At 72.3% G+C, this 19,520-nt stretch carries 16 protein-coding genes; 6 read left to right on the top strand and 10 right to left on the bottom strand.

The window, feature by feature from the left end:
• The first annotated feature begins 22 nt into the window (after positions 1-22).
• Together GA0115234_RS21765 and GA0115234_RS21760 are read left to right on the top strand one after the other, a co-directional pair.
• A complete protein-coding gene (locus GA0115234_RS21765) occupies positions 23-1,441 on the top strand; it encodes a DUF6177 family protein (protein WP_093544174.1) in 1,419 nt (472 codons plus the stop codon).
• 528 nt (positions 1,442-1,969) lie between these two features.
• Positions 1,970-2,947 (top strand): terpene synthase family protein, encoded by a 978-nt coding sequence (locus GA0115234_RS21760; RefSeq protein ID WP_093544172.1) that lies wholly within the window; start codon positions 1,970-1,972, stop codon positions 2,945-2,947.
• A gap of 72 nt (positions 2,948-3,019) precedes the next feature.
• Here the strand turns inward: GA0115234_RS21760 and GA0115234_RS21755 are convergent, their stop codons facing one another.
• Complete coding sequence (locus GA0115234_RS21755) at positions 3,020-4,321, bottom strand: PucR family transcriptional regulator (protein WP_093544170.1); 1,302 nt, start codon at positions 4,319-4,321, stop codon at positions 3,020-3,022.
• Between the two features lie 223 nt (positions 4,322-4,544).
• Between GA0115234_RS21755 and GA0115234_RS21750 the strand changes: the two genes are divergently transcribed.
• Entirely contained in the window at positions 4,545-6,056 is a 1,512-nt protein-coding gene (locus GA0115234_RS21750; protein WP_093544168.1) for a long-chain-fatty-acid--CoA ligase, read from the top strand.
• Positions 6,057-6,246: 190 nt separating this feature from the next.
• Positions 6,247-7,734 (top strand): carboxylesterase/lipase family protein, encoded by a 1,488-nt coding sequence (locus GA0115234_RS21745; RefSeq protein ID WP_093544200.1) that lies wholly within the window; start codon positions 6,247-6,249, stop codon positions 7,732-7,734.
• 53 nt (positions 7,735-7,787) lie between these two features.
• Here GA0115234_RS21745 and GA0115234_RS21740 read toward each other — a convergent pair whose 3' ends face one another.
• Positions 7,788-8,003: an EF-hand domain-containing protein gene (locus GA0115234_RS21740; protein ID WP_093544166.1), complete on the bottom strand. Its 216-nt coding sequence runs from the start codon at positions 8,001-8,003 to the stop codon at positions 7,788-7,790.
• A 162-nt stretch (positions 8,004-8,165) separates the two neighbouring features.
• Here GA0115234_RS21740 and GA0115234_RS21735 point away from each other — a divergent pair, with 162 nt between their 5' ends.
• Positions 8,166-8,804 carry a GNAT family N-acetyltransferase gene (locus GA0115234_RS21735; RefSeq protein WP_093544164.1) on the top strand — a complete coding sequence of 213 codons (639 nt, stop codon included), beginning with the start codon at positions 8,166-8,168 and terminating at the stop codon, positions 8,802-8,804.
• A gap of 37 nt (positions 8,805-8,841) precedes the next feature.
• Here GA0115234_RS21735 and GA0115234_RS21730 read toward each other — a convergent pair whose 3' ends face one another.
• The 5 genes from GA0115234_RS21730 to GA0115234_RS21710 form a co-directional block, all read right to left on the bottom strand.
• Positions 8,842-10,032, bottom strand: a complete 1,191-nt coding sequence (locus tag GA0115234_RS21730) for a YncE family protein (protein ID WP_093544162.1) — start codon at positions 10,030-10,032, stop codon at positions 8,842-8,844.
• Complete coding sequence (locus GA0115234_RS21725; RefSeq protein ID WP_093544160.1) at positions 10,032-10,850, bottom strand: polysaccharide deacetylase family protein; 819 nt, start codon at positions 10,848-10,850, stop codon at positions 10,032-10,034. Before GA0115234_RS21725 ends, GA0115234_RS21730 begins: the two co-directional genes overlap by 1 nt.
• Positions 10,851-11,205: 355 nt before the next feature.
• Positions 11,206-11,721 (bottom strand): ATP-binding protein, encoded by a 516-nt coding sequence (locus tag GA0115234_RS21720; protein ID WP_093544158.1) that lies wholly within the window; start codon positions 11,719-11,721, stop codon positions 11,206-11,208.
• Between the two features lie 251 nt (positions 11,722-11,972).
• Positions 11,973-12,740: an enoyl-CoA hydratase/isomerase family protein gene (locus tag GA0115234_RS21715; protein ID WP_093544156.1), complete on the bottom strand. Its 768-nt coding sequence runs from the start codon at positions 12,738-12,740 to the stop codon at positions 11,973-11,975.
• 88 nt (positions 12,741-12,828) lie between these two features.
• Positions 12,829-14,070 (bottom strand): L,D-transpeptidase, encoded by a 1,242-nt coding sequence (locus tag GA0115234_RS21710; RefSeq protein ID WP_093544154.1) that lies wholly within the window; start codon positions 14,068-14,070, stop codon positions 12,829-12,831.
• A gap of 389 nt (positions 14,071-14,459) precedes the next feature.
• Between GA0115234_RS21710 and glgX the strand changes: the two genes are divergently transcribed.
• A complete protein-coding gene (glgX, locus tag GA0115234_RS21705; RefSeq protein WP_161275628.1) occupies positions 14,460-16,691 on the top strand; it encodes a glycogen debranching protein GlgX in 2,232 nt (743 codons plus the stop codon).
• Positions 16,692-16,735: 44 nt separating this feature from the next.
• Here glgX and GA0115234_RS21700 read toward each other — a convergent pair whose 3' ends face one another.
• From GA0115234_RS21700 to GA0115234_RS21690, 3 genes are read right to left on the bottom strand one after another with little or no spacing between them, the layout of a single operon-like run.
• Positions 16,736-17,386 (bottom strand): response regulator, encoded by a 651-nt coding sequence (locus GA0115234_RS21700; RefSeq protein ID WP_093544150.1) that lies wholly within the window; start codon positions 17,384-17,386, stop codon positions 16,736-16,738.
• A 19-nt stretch (positions 17,387-17,405) separates the two neighbouring features.
• A complete protein-coding gene (locus tag GA0115234_RS21695) occupies positions 17,406-18,695 on the bottom strand; it encodes a sensor histidine kinase (RefSeq protein WP_093544148.1) in 1,290 nt (429 codons plus the stop codon).
• Positions 18,696-18,727: 32 nt separating this feature from the next.
• Positions 18,728-19,519 carry an ABC transporter permease gene (locus GA0115234_RS21690; protein WP_093544146.1) on the bottom strand — a complete coding sequence of 264 codons (792 nt, stop codon included), beginning with the start codon at positions 19,517-19,519 and terminating at the stop codon, positions 18,728-18,730.
• Between the last annotated feature and the right edge of the window lies 1 nt (position 19,520).

Below are 19,520 nucleotides of genomic sequence, written 5' to 3'. Positions count from 1 at the left end.
CGAAGAAGGAACGGCCGACCACATGACCAAGGACGTCATCGCCCTCACCACGCGCATGCCCGACCCGTTGACGGTGCTCGCGGGGCTGCTCGCGGGCGGCCCGGAGAAGCTGGTGGGGACGACGGGCGAGGATGCCGTCGTGCAGCTCTGCGACGAACAGGGCCGGCCGCTCGTCTCGATCGAGGCGCCGCTGCTGGTGCAGGTCGCGGGCGAGGCGGAGCGGCTGCTCGGCGCCACCGCGCCGCCGGTCCCGTTCTGGTGGACGGAGGCCCGTGCCACCACCGGTGTCGAGGAGGCCGAGCTGCTCGCGGGCACCTTCGCGGCCCGGATCGCCACCCTGGCCGGGGGCTCGGCCTGGCCGCCGGAGGCCGCGCGCTCCCTCGCGGTGGTGAAGACCGACGGGGTGAGCGTCGCGCCCACGCCCGCCGCCGCGCAGCCCGCCGTCGACGCGCTCACCGACAAGGTGGCCGTCATCATCCAGGACCGCCCGGTGATCGCCATGACGGCCTGGCTCTCGGACGCGTTCCGGGCCGCGGCCAACGCCGAGCTGGGGCTCCAGATCGTCACCTCGCCGGGTGCCACGCTCTCCCCCGCCGTACGCAACAGCCTGAGCGGGTGGCCGTCGCGCTGGGTGGTGCAGGACGAGAAGGACGGCTACTACGACGGGCTGTCCGGTGCCGTGCTGCGCTGGCAGAACGGGCTGTTCGCGACAGTCGAGTCGGCCGACGCCACCCCGGAGGACCCGCGCACGCCGGTGGCCGCCGCCTATCAGGAGGTCAGGGAGACCGGTGAGCGGCAGTTGGCGATCTCGTACCGCACGGTCCACCCGGCGGACGACCGGCTGGTGCTGGGCGGGGCGCTGGAAGCGGTGTGGCAGGAGCTGACGGGGCAGCCTCCGGCGGGGTGGGGCACCGCCGAGCCCGCCAATCTGCCGTGGTCGCTGCGTCGGCTGACCGATGTCGCCTTCGACCGGGCGCCCGCGCCGACCTGGCTCGTGGTGGTCGGCGGCCCGGACCGGCCGGGTCTGGCCACGGTGCGCATCAGCCGTACGAAGGCGGGTGTGGAGGAGGACGTCACCCTGGCGTTCGGCTACGGTCCCGGCGAGGAGCCCCCGCTGGACGCCCTGCCCCGGGTGGCCGAGGTGCTCGCCACCCGTCATCACCTCCAGTCGATGCTGGTCCAACTCCGCAAGGCGCGGCGCGACTTGGCCGTACCGCCGCGCTTCGAGGGGCCGGGGGTCCCGCTGGCCTTCGTGCTCGGCGCGGAGGAGGTGCGCGAGATGCCCGGCGACCGGGCCCGGCGCACCCCGCTCTCCGAGCCGCCGGTCCAACTCGGCCCGAGGTCCCGCCCGGCGCTGTACTACCCGCTGCCGGGCGACCCCTCGGACCTGTCGGGCTGGCAGGACTTCGAACGGCTGATGCGACACCTGAAAGGCGCCTGAGATCCTGTCGGGTGACCTTCGACAGCACGGTACGGCCTCGCCCCCGGAAAGCCGGGCGGGGCCGTCACCATTCCGGGACGGCGCGAAATCGACGGCGTGGCAATCCACTTGGGCATATGCGCCGCGGAGAGGCGATCACCACAAGGGGCCATTAACCACTCAGAGATGTTCACTCGTTTTTGTCGATCAAGCAATTTCGGTCACAAATGGCTTCCTTCTTACCCCCACAAGGGGTTGACTGGGGATCACGCATGGTGATGCCGCCGTCCTGCACCGAGGGCGATTGCCACCACGGGCCCACGGGCCCGGCCCCGATGCCCCGACCCCTGGCAGAGGAGAGTGAGCAGGAATGACTGCCTCGTCCCGCACGGTGAGCCTCTGGCCAGGGTCGGTGGGTGCGGACGGCCCGTCCCCCGCTGCGTACCCGGCGCCGACGCCTGCGTCCGACCGGTTACCCGTTCGTATCGTTCATCCGAATCGTTTCGACGAGGGGCACCAATGAGCCAGATTGTGCTGCCAGCGTTTCATATGCCGTTCCAGAGCACCGGATGCAATCCCGGGATCGACAGAACCAGGGAGGCAGCGTGGGAATGGGCCGAATCCAATGATCTCGCGCTCTCCCCGGTGGCCCGGAAGAAGATGATCCGGACCAGGCCCGAACTCTGGATCTCCCTCATTTTTCCCACCGCCTCGCAGCAGCATCTCGATCTCTTCTGCCAATGGCTCTTCTGGGCCTTCCTCGTCGACGACGAGTTCGACGACGGACCCGCCGGTCGCGATCCGCGCATGTGCGAGGCCGCGATCGACCGGCTGGTCACCGTCCTGGACGGCGGCTCGCCGAGCGGCGCCATGGAGCGGGCGCTCGTGGGACTGCGGACCCGGACCTACCGGAACCGCTCGGCGCGCTGGATCCGGCAGTTCCGGCGGGACACCGTCGCCTGGCTGTGGACCTACTACGCCGAGGCCGTGGAGCGGGCCGCCGGGCAGGCGCCGAGCCGGTCCGAATTCGTGAAGCACCGCCGGGACTCGGTGGCCATGCAGCCCTTCCTGGACCTCCATGAGATCACCACGGGGATCGACCTCCCGGAATCGGCCCGGAGCCTTCCCGCGTACATCGCGCTGCGCAATGCCGTCACCGATCACTCGGGGCTCTGCAACGACATCTGCTCCTTCGAGAAGGAGGCGCTGCTCGGGTACGAGCACAATGCGGTCCACCTCATCCAGCGCGATCGCGGATGCACGCTCCAGGAGGCCGTCGACGAGGCCGGGGCCCAGCTCGCGGGGATCGCGCAGCGGGTGCAGCGCGCCGAGAAGGAACTGATCGAGGAGATCGAGGCGGCCGGCATCCAGGGCCGCACCCGGGCCGCGCTGGAACAGTGCGTACGGGACTACCGCGGGCTGGTCCGGGGCGACTTCGACTACCACGCCCGCGCGGAGCGCTACACCCGCCCGGATCTCGTCGAGGTCGACGAACGGGACTCCCTGTCCACGTACTTCGCGGCCTGACCATCCATCAGCACGGCGCGGGAGCCGACGACCGGGGGCCGGGCGACGTCCCCCGGTCCCGCGCGGCGGCCCTCACGGCCCGGCCCGGCCCAGGTCGCCGTCCACCGCCGCCCGCTCGCCGTCGGCGCCGATCAGCGGCAGCGCCCTGAGGGCCAGCGCCCACCCCAGCCGCACCTCGCCCGACTCCGCGGAGCAGCCGGTGAGTTCGGCGATCCGGCCGATCCGGTTGAGGACCGTGTTGCGGTGGCAGTAGAGGAGTTCGGCCGCCCGCGCCGCCGAGCAGCCGCTGTCGAGCCAGACCCGGAGGGTGCCGAGCAGCACCTCGCGTTCGGCCGACGCGTCCAGGACCCCGCCCAGCCGCGTGGTGACGATGCGCCCGGCGATCTCCGGCCGGCCGACCAGGAGCACCTCCGCGAGCCGGTCGTCGAAGGCCGCCGCCTCGCCGCTTCCGGCGGGCAGCGTGCGGAGCGCCTGCTCGGCCAGGCGCAGCGCCCTGCCCGCCTGGGCGAGCCGGTCGAACTCCGGCGACACGCCCGCGGTGGCGCCCGTGCGGTGCCGCAGCAGGTCGAGCAGGACGCCGGACTCCCCCGCGGCCAGCCGCACGATGCCCGCGTACCGGCCCGAGCGGGGCCGCCAGAAGGACCAGATGCCGTGGTCGTCGAGGACGGGTGCCGGGTTGGGCGGCGCGGCCGGGTCCTGGGCGGCGACGACGACGGCGTACCGGTCGTGGAGCGGCACGCCCAGCGCGGCGGCGGCGGCCGCCGCGACCGCCGGATCATCGCCCCGCCCGTCGAGCAGGGCCTCGAAGAGGGCGACGCGGCGGGTCTCCTGGCGGCCCTGCATCTCCAGCTGGGTCAGCCGGTACGACTCCGCCATCACCAGGGAGTAGCGGTCGATGGTCTCCCAGACGGCGCCCGCCATGTCCAGCTCGGTGTCCGGGTCGCCCGCGACCGGTCCCACGGCCCGCGGTGTCCCGCGCGTCACGCGCAGATGCTCGGCCATCATCTGCCACATCACCCGGCCGCCGCGCCGGTAGGCCTGGAGCACGGTGTCCAGCGCCACGCCCTGCTCCGCGCGGCGCCGTCCCGTCTCGCGCGCCGCGTGCTCGAAGTCGCCCGCGCCGGACGGCAGCCCGCCGAAGTCCTCCAGCGCGCGCAGCAGGTTGACGCGGCAGATCTCCCCCAGGTCGTCCCGGCTGACGGGCGAGCCGGAGGCGTACGTACCGCTGTGCGCGTGGATGTCGTCGACGACCCGCCGGGTCAGCTCGTCGATCCTCGGCAGGAGGGCACGGGCCAGGGCACCCCGCAGCTCGCCGTCGTCGCCGGGGCGGGGGCCTTCGGTGCGCGGGGCTCGGGCACCCGGATTCTGCGCCATGACCGAAGGCTAAGGGCTGTCCGGCCTGATCCGCCGGACAGGCCCCGAGGGACAGCTCCTGGCACCCGCGCGTTAGGCGAATGCCTTGCCGTGCACGGATGCGCGTGGCTCCTGCCCAGGTGGGCGGCGCGCATGGTGGGCACCTGCACATGGCGCGGAGGCGGGGAACGGCCGATTCTGAGCAGGAGCAGCCGTGTGAACGCCATGTGTCCTGGAGCGTGTCATGTTTCTCAGCGTCGCAACCGTCCTGGGCGAGTCGGCCCGCAGGCATCCCGACCGTGTCGCCGTGGTCGATTCGGGTGACCGGACCGGCTACCGCGAGCTCTGGGCGGGGGCCCTGCGCTGTGCGGGCGCGCTGCGGGCCTCCGGGGTCCGGCCGGGCGACCGGGTCGCGGTGCTGCTGCCCAATTCGGTGGACTTCCTGTACGCGTACTACGGCGCGCTGGCCGCCGGGGCGACGGTGGTGCCGGTGCACGGGCTGCTGGTGGCCAACGAGGTGGCGTACGTGCTGCGGCACAGCGGTGCCGTCGCGCTGATCGGCGGGGGTCCGATGTGGCCGGTCGCCGAGGAGGCGGCGCGCGCCACCGGGGTCCGGGCCGTGCACGGCCTGCCGGCGGGCGGCGAGCCGCTGCCCGCGCCGGAGCCGGCGGCCCCGGACGACATCGCGGTGATCCTCTACACCAGCGGCACGACCGGGCGGCCCAAGGGCGCCCTGCTCACCCATCTCAACGTCGTGATGAACGCCTCCGTGATCGCCCACGACCTGCTGGGTCTTGACGTCGACGACGTGGTCCTCGGCTGTCTGCCCCTGTTCCACACCTACGGGCAGACCTGTGCGATGAACGCGACGCTCCGGGCCGGGGCCACGCTCGTCCTGATGCCTCGCTTCAGCGGGGCGGGCGCGCTGGAGCTGCTGGCCGCCGAAGGGGTGAGCGTCTTCATGGGCGTGCCGACGATGTACCACGCCCTCGTCGAGGCGGCGGCGCTGGGCGCCGCGGCCCGGGACGACACGGCGCCCCGGCTCACCCTGCGCGCGGCCGTCTCGGGCGGCGCGGCCCTCCCCGTCGCCGTGCTCGAACGCTTCGAGGAGACCTTCGCGACGCAGGTCCTGGAGGGCTACGGGCTGACCGAGACCTCCCCGGTCGCCACCTTCAACCAGCCCCAGCTCGGCCGGCGCCCCGGCACGGTCGGCCACCCGGTCTGGGGCGTGGAGGTCGGGGTGGCGGACGCGGCGGTGGAGGACGCCGTGGTGCTGCTCCCGGACGGCGGGGTCGGCGAGGTGGTGGTGCGCGGCCACAACGTGTTCGCCGGGTACCTCGACGATCCGGCGGCGACGGCCGCGGCGCTGGTCGACGGCTGGTTCCGGACCGGGGACCTCGGGGTCCTGGACGAGGACGGCTTCCTGAGCATCGTCGACCGGAAGAAGGACCTGGTCATCCGGGGCGGCTTCAACATCTATCCGCGTGAGGTGGAGGAGGTGCTGGTCCGCCATCCGGCGGTCTCCGAGGTCGCGGTGATCGGCGTGCCCGACGAGGTGCGCGGCGAGGAGATCTGCGCGGTGGTCGTGGTGCGCGCCGGGGCGGAGGCGGTGACGGAGCGGGAGCTGATCGCCTGGTCCAGGGAGCGGCTGGGGCGGCACAAGTATCCGCGGATCGTGCGGTTCACCGAGTCGCTGCCGCTGGGACCGACCGGCAAGGTCCTCAAACGAGCCCTGACGGCGCCGTCCGCGCCCTGATCCCGCCCCGGTCGCCCCCGGCGACACCGGCCGGTCCGGGTCCGCGCGGCCCCGGACCGGGTACGTATCGAGTGACCGGTACCGCCGGGGCGCCCGCCGCACCCGGACGGTGCCGGCCGTCCCGTCCGGATCGCCGGTCGCCGTCCGCGCCGGCACCGTCCGTGATCGCGCCGCAGAAGGGCTGGACCTCATGGCTGTCGTACCCCCTCCGATATCCGGGACACCGCCCCGGGTCAGCACGGTCCACGGGACGGTGCGCGGCACCCTGGAGCGAGGGGTCGCCGTCTTCCGGGGCATCCCGTACGCCGCCGCGCCGGTCGGCGCCCGGCGGTTCCGGGCGCCCGAGCCGCCCGAGCCGTGGGCGGGGGTGCGGGACGCGGTGGCGTTCGGGCCGACCGCGCCCAAGCGGCCGTACAGCCCGCCGCTGGACCGGCTGCTGCCCGACCCCGATGTGCCGGGCGACGACTGTCTCAACCTCAATGTGTGGACGCCGGACCCGGCCCGCGCCGGGTTGCCGGTGCTCGTCTGGATCCACGGCGGTTCGCTGCTGCACGGCTCGTCGGCCGTTCCGCTCTACGACGGGACGGCGTTCGCCCGCGACGGTGTGGTCCTGGTGTCGGTCAACTACCGGCTCGGCATGGAGGGGTTCGGGGTGTTCCCGGACGCGCCCGCCAACCGGGGGCTGCTCGACCAGATCGCGGCGCTGACCTGGGTGCGGGAGAACATCGCGGCGTTCGGCGGCGATCCGGACCGGGTCACGGTGTGCGGCGAGTCGGCGGGGGCGATCAGCATCGGCGCCCTGCTGGCCGCCCCTCGGGCGAGGGGCCTGTTCCGGCGGGCGGTGTTGCAGAGCGGTGCGCCGACCGCGCTGCCGCTGGACGCGGCGGCCCGCCGCACCACGGAGCTGGTCGCCAAGCGGCTCGGGGTCGCGGCGACGGCCGGGGCGCTGGCCGCGGTGGATCCGGCCGCGCTGCTGGCCGCGCAGACCGAGGTGACGGCCGGCGGCTCCCCGCTGACCGGCGGGAACTCCTTCCAGATCGTGGTGGACGGCGATCTGCTGCCCCGCGATCCGCTCGAAGCGCTGCTGGACGGCGCCGCCGCCGACGTCGATCTGCTGATGGGGTCGAACAGCGAGGAGTACCGGCTCTGGTTCGTGCCCAGCGGTCTGACGGAGCGTCTCTCGGCGTTCAAGCTCCGGCTGGCCCTGCTGAAGTTCGGGGTACCGGGCGCCACGACGCGTACGTACCGGGCGAACCGGCCGGGTGCCACACCGGGTGAGCTGCTCGGGGCGCTCGCCACCGATCTGCTGCTGCGGATCCCGCTGAACCGGGTGGCCGACGCCCGTGCGCAGGCCCCGGGAACCACCCATCTCTACGAGTTCGGCTGGCCGTCCCCGGTGCTGCGGCTGGGCGCCTGTCACGCGCTGGAGATCGGCTTCGTCTTCGACACGCTGGAGAAGCCCGACGCGGTGGCGCTGACCGGTGCGGACGCGCCGCAGGCGCTGGCCGACGCGATGCACGCGGCGTGGGTGGCGTTCGCCGCCTCCGGCGATCCGGGATGGCCGGGCTGGGACGCCTCGCGCCCGGTGATGGGCTTCGGCCCCGGGAAGCCCGCCGTGGTGCGGGCCCCGCGCGACGAGGAGCTGCGCGGCTGGGCGCCGTACCGGACGAAGTCCTGACGACGGCACCGACGGCGGCCCCCGGCCCGACGGCCGGGGGTCCTCCGGCGGGTTCAGCCCTTGTTCTGCGCCGCCCAGAACTCGTCGAACGTGAGCAGCCCGTCGCCGTTGCCGTCGTGCGAGTTGATGACGGCCTGGGCCACCGGCTCGGTGACGTAGGGGTCGCCGAGCTGAGCCATCACGCTCTTGTACTCGGCGGCCGAGATCAGCCCGTCGCCGTTCAGATCGAACCGCTCGAATGCCTTGCGCGCAGCCTCGATGTCCGCCACGGTTCCGCCCCTTCGTCATACCTGATCGATGCCCGGCCCATGTCTGACCGGCGATGGTCAGATTAACGGTCTCGGCCGATGGCCTTCGCGGCGGCCGGTCGTCGATCATGGACGGGGGTCCGCCGCCGGGCGGACCACGGCCCGGACGGGGAGCGGAGCACCATGGATGACGCACTGGCACGGATTCTGACGGCCGCGGCGCAGGGGCGGTTTCCCTCGCCGGACGGGGCCACGACGGTGGTGGGGCAGCCCGGTGCCCGGGACGCGGGCGTGCTGGCGTTCACCGCGCACTCGGTGGTCTTCACCGACGAGGATCCCGACTGGGTGCGGTCCGTGCTGGCCCGCGCCCCGGGCGACGAGCTCGCCGCGACGATGAATCCGTACTTCCTGAGCGCGCTGATGGCCCGGAGCGGCCGTCACATGAACACCATCGACCTGCTGACGGTCGCACACGCGCTGCCCGGCGAACCGGAGATCGCGCTGCGGGAGATCGAGGACCCGGAGCATCCTCGGGTGGCACGGGCGATGGAGTACCGCGACGAGGTGCGGGTCTGGGCCGCCGAGGGCGGTGTGGTGATCCTCGGCCGGGGCGTCGCCGGGCGCTGGGAGACCGCGATCGAGGTGGCCGAGGAGGCGCGTGGCCGGGGGCTCGGCGTACGGCTGGCGCGGGCGGCCCGGCAGCTGGTGCCGGACGCGGTGGTGTGGGCCCAGCAGTCGCCGGGGAACGCCCGCAGCGTGCGGACGTTCCAGGCGGCGGGTTACCGGCCGGTGGGCTCGGAGGCCCTGCTGATCGCGGGGTGAGCGGTCGGCAGGGCCTCCGAGCGGTGCGGGTCGGCGGTCAGCGGAAGACGCCGGTGTGGCCGAGCGAGTAGCGGCCCGGCTGCGGGTAGACGGCCAGTCCGTGCGGGCCGCTGCCCACCGGGATGCGGGCGAGCTGTTTGCCGGTGGCGGTGTCGATCGCGTACACCTCGGAGTTGTAACGCCCGCTCAGCCAGAGGACCTTGCCGTCCGCCGAGACCCCGCCCATGTCGGGGCTGCCGCCGCCGGGCAGCCGCCACTTCTTGACCAGCTTGCGCTGGGCGAAGTCGAAGACGGAGATGGAGCCCTCGCCCCGGTTGGAGACGTACATCTCCTTGGAGTCGCGGCTGACGTAGAGGCCGTGGGCGCCCTTGCCGGTGCGCAGCAGCTTCGGGGTGGTGAACTTCTTCCCGTCCAGCACCCACATCCCGTCGGCGATCATGTCCGCGATGTAGAACGTCCCGCCGTCGGGCGACAGCTTCACGTCCTGCGGCATCGCGCCCTTGAGCGGCAGCTTCTGCTGGGCGACGACCTTCATCCTCGCCGTGTCGACCTTGAGGAGCTCGCCGGAGAACTCGCAGGAGACGATGAAGTACCGGCCGTCGGTGGAGAAGTCGGCGTGGTTGACGCCCGCGCAGTCGACCGGGACGGTCTTGGCCGTCTTCATGGTGTGGGCGTCGCGGAAGACCAGCTGACGGTCCATCGAGGCCATCACCACGGCGTACTTGCCGTCCGGGGTGAAGTAGAGGTTGTACGGGTCGGAGACCGGCACCGTGCGGCCGGTCTTCCCGGTGGCCGGGTCGAGGGCCGTGAGGCTGTCGCCGATGTCGTTGTTGACCCAGAGGGTCTTCAGGTCCCAGGACGGCACGACGTGCTGCGGCTGGCGGCCGACCTTGATGGTCTTGATGACCTTGTACGTCGCGGGGTCGATCACGGACACGGTGTCGGAGTTGGTGTTGGGGACGTACACCCGGGACGGGAAGTCCTTGACCACCGGGGAGAGTTTCCCGACCCGGTCGGCCGCGTAGACGTCCTTGGCGTCGAGCACCGGCGGCATCCCGGGGAGCCCCGGCGGTGCGGGCGGTGCGACGCGGTCGGGCTCGGCGGGCCGGGCGGCCTCGCTGCCGACGGCCTGGACGTTCGTCTTCTCGGCGGAGGTGCCGCAGCCGGTGAGTACGGCCAGCAGGACACCCCCGAGCAGGGCCGCGGTGTGCTTGGTGGTGGGAGGCATCAGGTCAGCAGCTCCGTGGTCGTCACCGCGCGCAGGTGGCGGCGGTCGATTTCGGTGAGGAGGAGGGGCAGCGCGGCGACCGTGTCCGCGTAGCCGAAGTGCAGGCTCACCACCGATCCGTTGCGGATCTCCCCGGCCACCTTGCGGGTGACGGCCGCGGCGCCGGGTGAGGTGAAGTCGAGGGAGTCCACGTCGTACGAGAGGACGTGCGGGTAGCCCGCCCTGGCGGCCAGCCGCTGGACGAGCGGGGTGGCGTACCGGGTGCGCGAGGGCCGGAACCAGGTGCCGATGGAGCCGGTGAGCCTGCGCAGCCGCTGGGCGCAGTCGTCGATCTCCGCGTACGCCTCGGCCTCGCCCATCGAGGAGATGTCGACGTGGTGCTGGGTGTGGTTGCCGAGTTCGTGGCCGCCGTCGAGGATGCGCCGGGCCATTTCGGGGTGTTCGTCGAGCCATGTGCCGACGGCGAGGACGGTGACCCGGGCGTGGGCCCGTTCGGCCTCGGCGAGCAGGGTCCGGGCGATGGCGGGGTCGCCCTGGCCGTGGAAGGTGAGGGCGACGCGGGCGCGGTCGCGGGGGCCGTGGTCGATCTGGACCGGCTGCCCGGGGAAGCGGCGCGGTCCCGGCGCGGGCTCCGGGGACGGGGGCCGGGTGGTCGCGGCGGCGGGGTTCTTCGGGCTCACCGCGTTCGTGACGGTCCCGGCGGGGGTACCGGCGGTGTCGCGGTCCGCGCATCCGGCGGTGAGGACACCGGCGAGGGCGGCCCCTGCTCCCGCGCGCAGGGCGCTGCGGCGGTGCACCGGAGTGTCGGAGGCGTTCATGTACAGACACAGTAGGGGCGAAATGAGAAGAAGATAACAATTTAGTCATATGGGCGAAGCGAATGAATCACTCATCGAATCCCATAAATATGCGCGCTTTTGCAGGCAAGTGACCCATCACACCTGCGATTCTTCCTGCGGTTGTCCATGTATGTCAGCGAATGTACCGCTTGCACTTTTGGCGAGGAGGTCGCCCATCTGCCATAGTCGGTGACACGACCGCATGACCCGAGCCCGGTCGTCACAAGCGGCCGTGAACACACCCCCCATTTCACGGCCCCCACACAGCAGCCCCCGAAGCACCGCATCACGGTGAACCGGGGGCTGCTGTGGTTCCGGGTACGACCCGCCGGGTTCAGCGGTCGGAGATCCGCATCTCGAACCAGGTGGTCTTGCCGCGCGGCAGCAGATCCACCCCCCAGCGGTCGGAGAGCTTGTCGACGAGGAAGAGGCCCCGTCCGCTGACATCCATCTCCTGGACGGGCATCAGGCACGGCAGCCCGCGCGAGGGGTCGCGCACCTCGATCCGGACCCAGCCGCGGCGGCGCAGCATCCGCAGCCCGAAGACCCGGGCACCCGTGTGCCGCACCGCGTTGCCGACCAGCTCCGAGACGAGCAGCACGGCGTACTCGGCGGTCTGCGGGGAGAGGGCCCACTGCCGCAGGACCACGCACGAGGTGAGCCGCCGGGCGGTGGCCGCGGACTCCGGACGGGAGGGCAGCCGGACTTCGCCCTCCGCCGGATTTCCGAACAACTCCAGCGCCTTGAACGCCTGTTCGTCATCGCCGGCCGACATCCAGCGTGCCGCTGTCGCACCGCTGTGCGGTCGCGGCTGTTCCACACCCTCCAGGCCCGCCATGGACACCATCATGGCCGCAAGGCGGGCGCCCCGGGGCCGTTCCGAAGGAATCCGCACCCCGGAACACATCATTCCAGGACGGCCGGAGGGCATATGCCAGCGGCAGAACGCGAGCCACCACACCCCCTCCGACCTGCACGGATACCCCATTCGAGCCAGCCGTACGGGCCCATCCGGGAGCCGGGACCCGTGGCTGTCCCCAGGCCCGGATAATCCGCCCACACGGATGAACCCGTGTCATTCTGTGCCCAACTGGCGTTCGGTCAGAGGAACTTGGCCTTGCCCGGTCCGTCCTCCACGAAGCTGCGCATTCCGCGTTCCCGGTCCTCGGTGGCGAACAGTCCGGCGAACCAGTTCCGCTCGATCGTGAGCCCGGTGTCGATGTCCGTCTCCAGCCCGGCGTCGATGGACTCCTTGGCGGCGCGCAGCGCCAGAGCCGGCCCCTTCGCCAGCGCGGCGGCCCAGGCGTGCGCCTGCTCGTACACCTCGGCGGCGGGCGCCACCCGGTCCACCAGACCGATCGTCAGGGCCTCTTCGGCCCTGACGTGGCGCCCCGTGAAGATCAGGTCCTTGGCCTTGGAGGGGCCGATCTGCCGGGCCAGGCGCTGGGTGCCGCCCGCGCCCGGGATCAGTCCGAGCAGGATCTCGGGCTGGCCCAGCTTGGCGTTGTCGGCGGCGATACGGAAGTCGGCGCAGAGCGCCAGCTCGCAGCCGCCGCCCAGCGCGTAGCCGGTGACGGCGGCGACGACGGGCTTGGGGATCCGGGCCACCGCGGTGAACGAGTCCTGCAGCGCCTTGGACCGTACGACCATCGCCGGGTGGTCCATCGCCTGCATCTCCTTGATGTCCGCGCCCGCCGCGAACACCTTCTCGCCGCCGTAGAGGACGACGGCGCGCACGTCGTCGCGCCGGGTCGCCTCCTCGGCGAGTTCACGCAGCCGGTCCTGGGTGGCTACGTCCAGGGCGTTCATGGGCGGACGGTCCAGCCGGATGGTGCCGACGCCGTCGCGTACTTCGAGATGTGCGGTCATGGGAGGCAGGTTAGCGGTCGCTAACGGCGGCGGGCCCGGTGCTGTTGGTCACAGCACCGGGCCCGCTCCGTGTTCCTCGTGCGAAGGGCTACTTGGTCCACTCCGACCAGGACATGTTCCAGCCGTTGAGGCCGTTGTCCGGGGCGATCGTCTTGTCGTGCGAGTTCTTCACGATCACGACGTCGCCGATGAGCGAGTTGTCGAAGAGCCAGGCGGCCGAGGTCTTGCTGCTCCAGGCGCCGCGCACGTCCTGCAGACCGACGCAGCCGTGGCTGGTGTTGGTCGAACCGAAGATGCTGGAGGCGCCCCAGTAGTTGCCGTGGATGAAGGTGCCCGAGGTGGACAGACGCATCGCGTGCGGCACGTCCTTGATGTCGTACTCGCCGCCGAAGCCGACGGTGTCACCGTTCATCCGGGTCACCTTGAGCTTCTCGCTGATGACCATCTGGCCGTTGTACGTGGTGGTCGCCGGGGCGCCCGCCGAGATCGGGATGTCCTTGATCTGCTGACCGTCGCGGACGACCTTCATCCGGTGGGTGCTCGCGTCGACCGTGCTGACCTGCTTGCGGCCGATGGTGAAGGAGACCGTCTTGGCCTGCTTGCCGTAGACCCCGGGCCGTCCCTCGACGCCGTCGAGGTTGAGCTTCACGGTCACCTTGGTGCCCGCGGCCCAGTACTCCTCGGGGCGGAAGTCCAGCCGGTCGTTGCCGAACCAGTGGCCCTCGATCGGGACGGACGGCTCGGCCGTCACCTTGATCGCGTTCTCGACCGCGGCCGGGTCGGTGATGCCGCGGGTGAAGTGGATCGAGACGGGCATCCCGACGCCGACGGTGGAGCCGTCCTCCGGGGTGTACTGCCCGATGAAGGTGTTCTGCGGAACCAGCGTGGTGAAGCTGGTGTCCTTCGCCGACTCACGGCCCTTGGAGTCCTTGGCGATCGCGTGGACCTTGTACTTGGTGGCCGCCGCGAGGTGCTGGTCCGGCGTCCAGCTCGCGCCGTCCGTCGCGATCTTCCCCTCGACCTCGGCGCCCTTGGGGTCGGAGACCTTGACCGTGGTCAGCTTCCCCTGCGCGGCCGAGACCTTCAGCGCCCCGCTGGTCGCGACCGAGTCCGCGCCGTCCTTGGGCGCGACGGTCACCACGGCCGCCGAGGCGGCGGTGTCGCCGACCTTCCCGCCGCCCTTGCCGCTGCCCGTGTCGTCTCCGCCGCCGCACGCCGTCACCAGCAACAGCAGCGCACCCGCTACCAGAGCCAGCGGTCCCTTGGACCCTCGCCCGCGCCGTACGCCGTCAGCCCCGGCCGACGTCCCCGATATCGGCTGCCCGTTCAATGTGGTTCTCTCCCCTCACACGGCCTGGCCCCGCCAAGGCCCCCGGGAGCCCGAAAGGCTCCCTCCCCCGCGCGCTGCACATGCACGCTCAGCGAAAGATAATCACACCGGCTAGGGGGAAATGGCCCCCGGGATGTCACCGTTCAGTCCCAAGTTGTCCCGGCACTGTTCCAGGTGTCACGGACCCGCCGGGCCGGGGCTGTCGCGGGGCGCCGACGGGGCGTCAGCCGAGCGCGGAGCCTGTCTTCCGGCGGGGCCGGCCGGGAAAGACGTGAGTGCGGCCGCCGGGGTGGGAAGAACCAGGGGAGGACGGCACTCGGAGAGCCGCGGCCGGGACGCCGTGCGCCCCTCACCGGTGCAGGTCCCCACGAGCCGCGGGAGGCGAGCAGGTGTCGAGCGCAGCCGAGCAGGAGGCGGTCCAGCAGAACGGAACGGCGACCGGACGGCAGCGGCGGGAGGCCGTGCCGGGACCGGGGCCGGCCGTGTGGCCCGGTGCCCCGACGCCGCTCGGGGCCCGTTTCCGGGTGGGTCCCGACGGGGTCGCGGGCACCAACTTCGCGCTCTGGGCGGGCGGCGCGGAGGCCGTCGAGCTCTGCCTCTTCGACGAGGACGGCACCGAGCGGCGCCTCGTGCTGACCGAGCTGACCCATGAGATCCGGCACGGCTTCGTACCGGGCGTCCGGCCGGGGCAGCGCTACGGCTACCGGGTGCACGGCCGCTGGGATCCCTGGACGGGGGCCCGTTGGAACCCGGCGAAGCTGCTCCTCGACCCGTACGCACGGGCGGTGGACGGCTCGTTCACGCTTCCGCCCGAGGTGTACGGCCATGTGCGGGACTGGCCGCAGCAGCATGTCGCCGACACGGTCCGCGACGAACGGGACTCCGCTCCGTGCGTCCCCAAGGGCGTCGTGGTCCATGACGACGACGACTGGGCCGAGGACCGCCGCCCCAAGACCCCCTGGGCGGACTCCGTCATCTACGAACTGCATGTGCGCGGCTTCACCCGACTCCACCCCGGGATCCCCGAGGAGCTGCGCGGCACGTACGCCGGTCTCGCCCATCCGGCGGCCGTCGGTCATCTGCTGCGGCTCGGGGTGACGGCGGTGGAGCTGCTGCCGGTGCACCAGTTCGCCCACGAGGACCATCTGCTGCGGCGCGGGCTGCACAACTACTGGGGCTACAACTCCATCGGCTACTTCGCCCCGCACGCCGGCTACTCGGCGAGCGGCACCGCGGGCCAGCAGGTCGGCGAGTTCAAGCGGATGGTGCGGGCGCTGCACGACGCCGGGATCGAGGTGATCCTCGACGTGGTCTACAACCACACGGCGGAGGCGGGCGAGCTCGGTCCGATGCTGTCGCTGCGCGGCATCGACAACCGCGGCTACTACCGCCTCCAGTCCGACGCCCGCAGATACGCCGACTACACCGGCTGCGGCAACACCCTGCACGTGGTCCAGCCGCAGGTGCTGCGGCTGATCACGGACTCGCTGCGCTACTGGGTGACGGAGATGGGCGTCGACGGCTTCCGCTTCGACCTGGCGGCCGCGCTGGCCCGTTCCCTGCACGACGTCGACATGCTCTCGCCGTTCCTCGCGGTGATCGCCCAGGACCCGGTGCTGCGCCGGGTGAAGCTGATCGCGGAGCCGTGGGACGTCGGCAACGGCGGCTACCAGGTGGGGGCCTTCCCACCGCTGTGGACCGAGTGGAACGACCGCTACCGCGACGCCGTACGGGACTTCTGGCGCGGGGCCCTGCCCGACGTACGGGACCTCGGCTACCGGCTGACCGGATCCAGCGACCTCTACGCGTGGGGCGGCCGGCGCCCGTACGCCTCGGTCAACTTCGTCACCGCGCACGACGGCTTCACCCTGCGCGATCTCGTCAGCTACGAACAGAAGCACAACGAGGCCAACGGCGAGGGCAACCGGGACGGCACGTCGGACAACCGGGCCTGGAACTGCGGCGCCGAGGGCGAGAGCGAGGACACCGGGGTCAACGCGCTGCGCCGCCGTCAGCTGCGCAACCTGCTGGCCACGCTGCTGCTGTCGACGGGGGTGCCGATGCTGGTCGCGGGCGACGAGATGGGCCGTACGCAGGGCGGCAACAACAACGCCTACTGCCAGGACAACGAGATCGGCTGGCTGGACTGGTCCCTGCTCGAACAGCCGCGGTGGCGGGAGCTGACCGAGCTGACGGCACGGGTGCTGCGGCTGCGCCGCACCCATCCGGTGCTGCGCCGCCGGGCCTTCTTCTCCGGGCTGCCGCAGGCGGCGGACGGGCTGCGGGACCTGGCCTGGTTCACCCCGCAGGGTACGGAGATGACGGAGGCGGACTGGTACGCGCCGGCCGCCACGGTCGGGCTCTATCTCTCCGGGCGCGACATCCCCGGCCTGGACGCGCGCGGCGAACCGGTCACGGACGACAGCTTCCTGGCGATCCTGCACGCCGGTCACCGCCCGGCCGGCTTCCGGCTCCCCGGGTCCCCGTGGGCGCGCGGCTACGAACTGGTCCTGGACACCTCGCGGGAGGACCAGGCGGCGGCCCCCGGCACCGCCCACCCGGGCGACCGGACGCTGACCGTACCGGCCAGGTCGGTGCAGCTGCTGCGCGTCACGGGATGAGCGGGACGAGCGGGGCGGGTGGGCACACGGGCGCACGGCCCGGGTCAGCCGAGGATGCCCCGCTCGTAGCCGATCGCGACGGCGGCGGCCCGGTCCTTGGCGCCCAGCTTGGCGAAGACATGGGTGAGATGGGTCTTCACGGTGGCCTCGCTGATGAACAGCTCGGCGGCGATCTCACGGTTCGACGTGCCCTTCGCGACCAGTTCGAGCACCTCGCGTTCGCGGGCCGAGAGCGACTCGCCGCCCGGCGCCGCCGGGGTGCGCACCCGTGAGATGAGCCGGGAGGCGACGGCGGGCGAGAGCACGGTGCGGCCGTCGGCGGCGGCGCGGACGGCGGTGAACAGCTCGTCGCGGGGCGCGTCCTTGAGCAGATAGCCGGTCGCCCCGGCCTCGATCGCGGGCAGGGTGTCGGAGTCGGTGTCGTACGTGGTGAGGACCAGCACCTTGGAGCGGGCGCCGCGCCCGGTCAGTTCGGTGATGGCGGCGACCCCGCCGCCGCCCGGCATCCGCAGGTCCATCAGGACGACGTCGGGGTCCAGGCGGAGCGCCAGCTCGACGCCCTCCACCCCGTTCGACGCCTCTCCGAGGACCTCGAAGCCGGGGGCCGAATCGAACATGCCGCGCAGACCGTCCCGTACGACGGGGTGGTCGTCGACGACGACGAGCGTGATGACGCGTGCGGTTTCCTGAGCCATGGCGGGTCAACCGTACTGGTCATCGGCTGTTGCGGACCAGGGGCACCCGGGCGCAGACCGCCGTGCCGCCCCCCGGCTCCGTCTCCACCTCGACGGTGCCCGCGATGCGTTCGGCGCGGGCCCGCATCCCGCCGAGCCCGAAGCCGCCCGCACCGCTGCGCGGGGGCAGGGCGGCCGGGTCGAAGCCGCGGCCGTCGTCCCGTACGTCCAGGGTGAGTTCGACGCCCATGAACGACAGCGTGACCCCGGCCCGGGAGGCCCCGGCGTGGCGGCCGACGTTGGCGAGGGCCTCCTCGGCGATCCTCAGGAGGGTCGCGGCTATCTCGTCGTGGACCGGCTCGACGGTGCCGGTGACGGTGAACTCGGCCCGGACCCCGTTACGTTCCCCCCAGTCGGTGACCGTGCGCTTCAGGGCGCCCGGCAGGTCGTCGTGTTCCAGGGCGGCGGGGACCAGGTCGTGGACCGAGCGGCGGGCCTCGCCGAGGCTGTGCCGGGCGAGGGCGGCGGCGCGGTCCAGGTGCTCCCGGGCCAGTTCCGGCCGGGTGTCGCCGACCGAGGTCACCACCTGGAGCTGGGCGATGATGCCGGTCAGGCCCTGGGCCAGGGTGTCGTGGATCTCGGCGGCGAGCCGCCGTCGTTCGTCGGCGACGCCCGCCTCGCGGGCCTGGACCAGGAGTTGGGCGTGCAGCCCGGCGTTCTCCGCGAGGGCCTGTTCGAGGCGGGCGTTGGCCGACTCTAGTTCGGTGATGGTGTCGACCTGGGTACGGGCGTGGTCGGCCTCGCGGTCGCCGATCCTGGCGAAGACCATGGTGAGGGTCACGTGCAGGCAGAGCAGGGCGCCGAAGGCGGCCCAGTTCATCAGGGAGACCGGCGGCAGGCCGCTGCCGCACTGCGCTCCCGCCATGATGACGGCGGTGGTCAGGAGCCCGGGACGGACGGCGCGGGCCGGGAGCAGCCGCCCGGTGTCGAAGTACCCGAGAATCGCGTACACGGAGAAGAACGGGTTGCACCAGGTCAGCGCGAAGGCGATCAGCGTGCGGGCGACGTAGTAGAACTGCGGCGCCCGCGACTTGGGGGCGACGGCCGGCCCGGCCCGCCCCCACCAGAGCTGGAGGGCGAGAGCGACGGGCACCAGCACCACGGCGGTGTACACGTCGGCGCGATCCATGATGAGCGGGGCGCTCACGGCGGATACGACGATGCTCGCGCCGAGGAACCCGTAGGGCCCGTACCTGAAGAACCGTTCCCATCCGTGCTCGGCGTTCACGGTGTTGCTCCGGTGCGCCGTCGCCGTGTCCCACGCGTTCATGGGCGCAGTCTGCCCCTACTCCGCGTCGCCGGTCACTCCCACCGGAACAGACGGGTCGCGAGATACGTCAGCAGCGCCGTCCACAGCGCCATCGCGCCGAGCTGCGCGAGGCCGGGCCAGCCGCCGGAGGCCGCCCGGTCCAGCGCTTCGGAGGCCGCGCCGAACGGGGTGAACCGGACGATGTTCCGCAGGGTCTCGGGCATGCCCTGCACCGGGATCCAGACCCCGGCGGTGAACATCATCAGGAGGTAGACGACCGAGCTGATGGCGGCGGACCCCTTGGCCGTACGGGCGAGGGCGCAGAGCAGCGAGCCGAGCGCCAGCACGCTCGCCACGGCCAGCAGCAGCGCCACCAGGTAGCCGGCCGCCTGCCGGGGCAGCGCGACACCGAAGACGGTCCGGCCGACGGTCATCGCCAGTGCGGCGGAGGCGAGGGCGGCGGCGCCGTGCAGCGCGATCTGCGCGGTGAGCAGCGCGGAGGGGCGTACCGGGGTGGTGGACATCCGGCGCAGGATGCCGCGTTCGCGGTAGCCGGTGAGGACGGGTGGCATGGCCTGGAGCCCGGACATGATCATGGCGAGCAGGACCGCCACCGGTACGTACAGGTCGATGACGCGTCGGCCGCCGAGTTCGTCCTTGTGCTCCCCGAAGGAGGGGATGAGGCCGAGGATCGACAGGAGCGCGGTCGGGAAGACGACGATCCAGAACAGGGCGCCGGGTTCGCGCAGGAAGAGCCGGGCCTCGGTCCTGAGCACCGCCCTGTGCGCGGACGCCGGTGCGGGTGTCGTGGTGGCCGTCGCCGGGGCCGGGTGCGCCGTGGTCATC

The organism is Streptomyces sp. DvalAA-43, assembly GCF_900091725.1.
GTDB lineage: Bacteria > Actinomycetota > Actinomycetes > Streptomycetales > Streptomycetaceae > Streptomyces > Streptomyces pulveraceus.
Note: the sequence above shows the minus strand (reverse complement) of the source record. Positions and strands in the feature narration are given on the sequence as shown.

Excerpts from the sequence above, each read along its gene's own strand:
- GA0115234_RS21765 (WP_093544174.1), top strand. The coding sequence starts at position 23 with ATGACCAAGGACGTCATCGCCCTCACCACGCGCATGCCCGACCCGTTG.
- GA0115234_RS21760 (WP_093544172.1), top strand. The coding sequence starts at position 1,970 with ATGCCGTTCCAGAGCACCGGATGCAATCCCGGGATCGACAGAACCAGG.
- GA0115234_RS21755 (WP_093544170.1), bottom strand. The coding sequence starts at position 4,321 with ATGGCGCAGAATCCGGGTGCCCGAGCCCCGCGCACCGAAGGCCCCCGC.
- GA0115234_RS21750 (WP_093544168.1), top strand. The coding sequence starts at position 4,545 with ATGTTTCTCAGCGTCGCAACCGTCCTGGGCGAGTCGGCCCGCAGGCAT.
- GA0115234_RS21745 (WP_093544200.1), top strand. The coding sequence starts at position 6,247 with ATGGCTGTCGTACCCCCTCCGATATCCGGGACACCGCCCCGGGTCAGC.
- GA0115234_RS21735 (WP_093544164.1), top strand. The coding sequence starts at position 8,166 with ATGGATGACGCACTGGCACGGATTCTGACGGCCGCGGCGCAGGGGCGG.
- GA0115234_RS21730 (WP_093544162.1), bottom strand. The coding sequence starts at position 10,032 with ATGCCTCCCACCACCAAGCACACCGCGGCCCTGCTCGGGGGTGTCCTG.
- GA0115234_RS21725 (WP_093544160.1), bottom strand. The coding sequence starts at position 10,850 with ATGAACGCCTCCGACACTCCGGTGCACCGCCGCAGCGCCCTGCGCGCG.
- GA0115234_RS21720 (WP_093544158.1), bottom strand. The coding sequence starts at position 11,721 with ATGATGGTGTCCATGGCGGGCCTGGAGGGTGTGGAACAGCCGCGACCG.
- GA0115234_RS21715 (WP_093544156.1), bottom strand. The coding sequence starts at position 12,740 with ATGACCGCACATCTCGAAGTACGCGACGGCGTCGGCACCATCCGGCTG.
- GA0115234_RS21700 (WP_093544150.1), bottom strand. The coding sequence starts at position 17,386 with ATGGCTCAGGAAACCGCACGCGTCATCACGCTCGTCGTCGTCGACGAC.
- GA0115234_RS21695 (WP_093544148.1), bottom strand. The coding sequence starts at position 18,695 with ATGAACGCGTGGGACACGGCGACGGCGCACCGGAGCAACACCGTGAAC.
- GA0115234_RS21690 (WP_093544146.1), bottom strand. The coding sequence starts at position 19,519 with ATGACCACGGCGCACCCGGCCCCGGCGACGGCCACCACGACACCCGCA.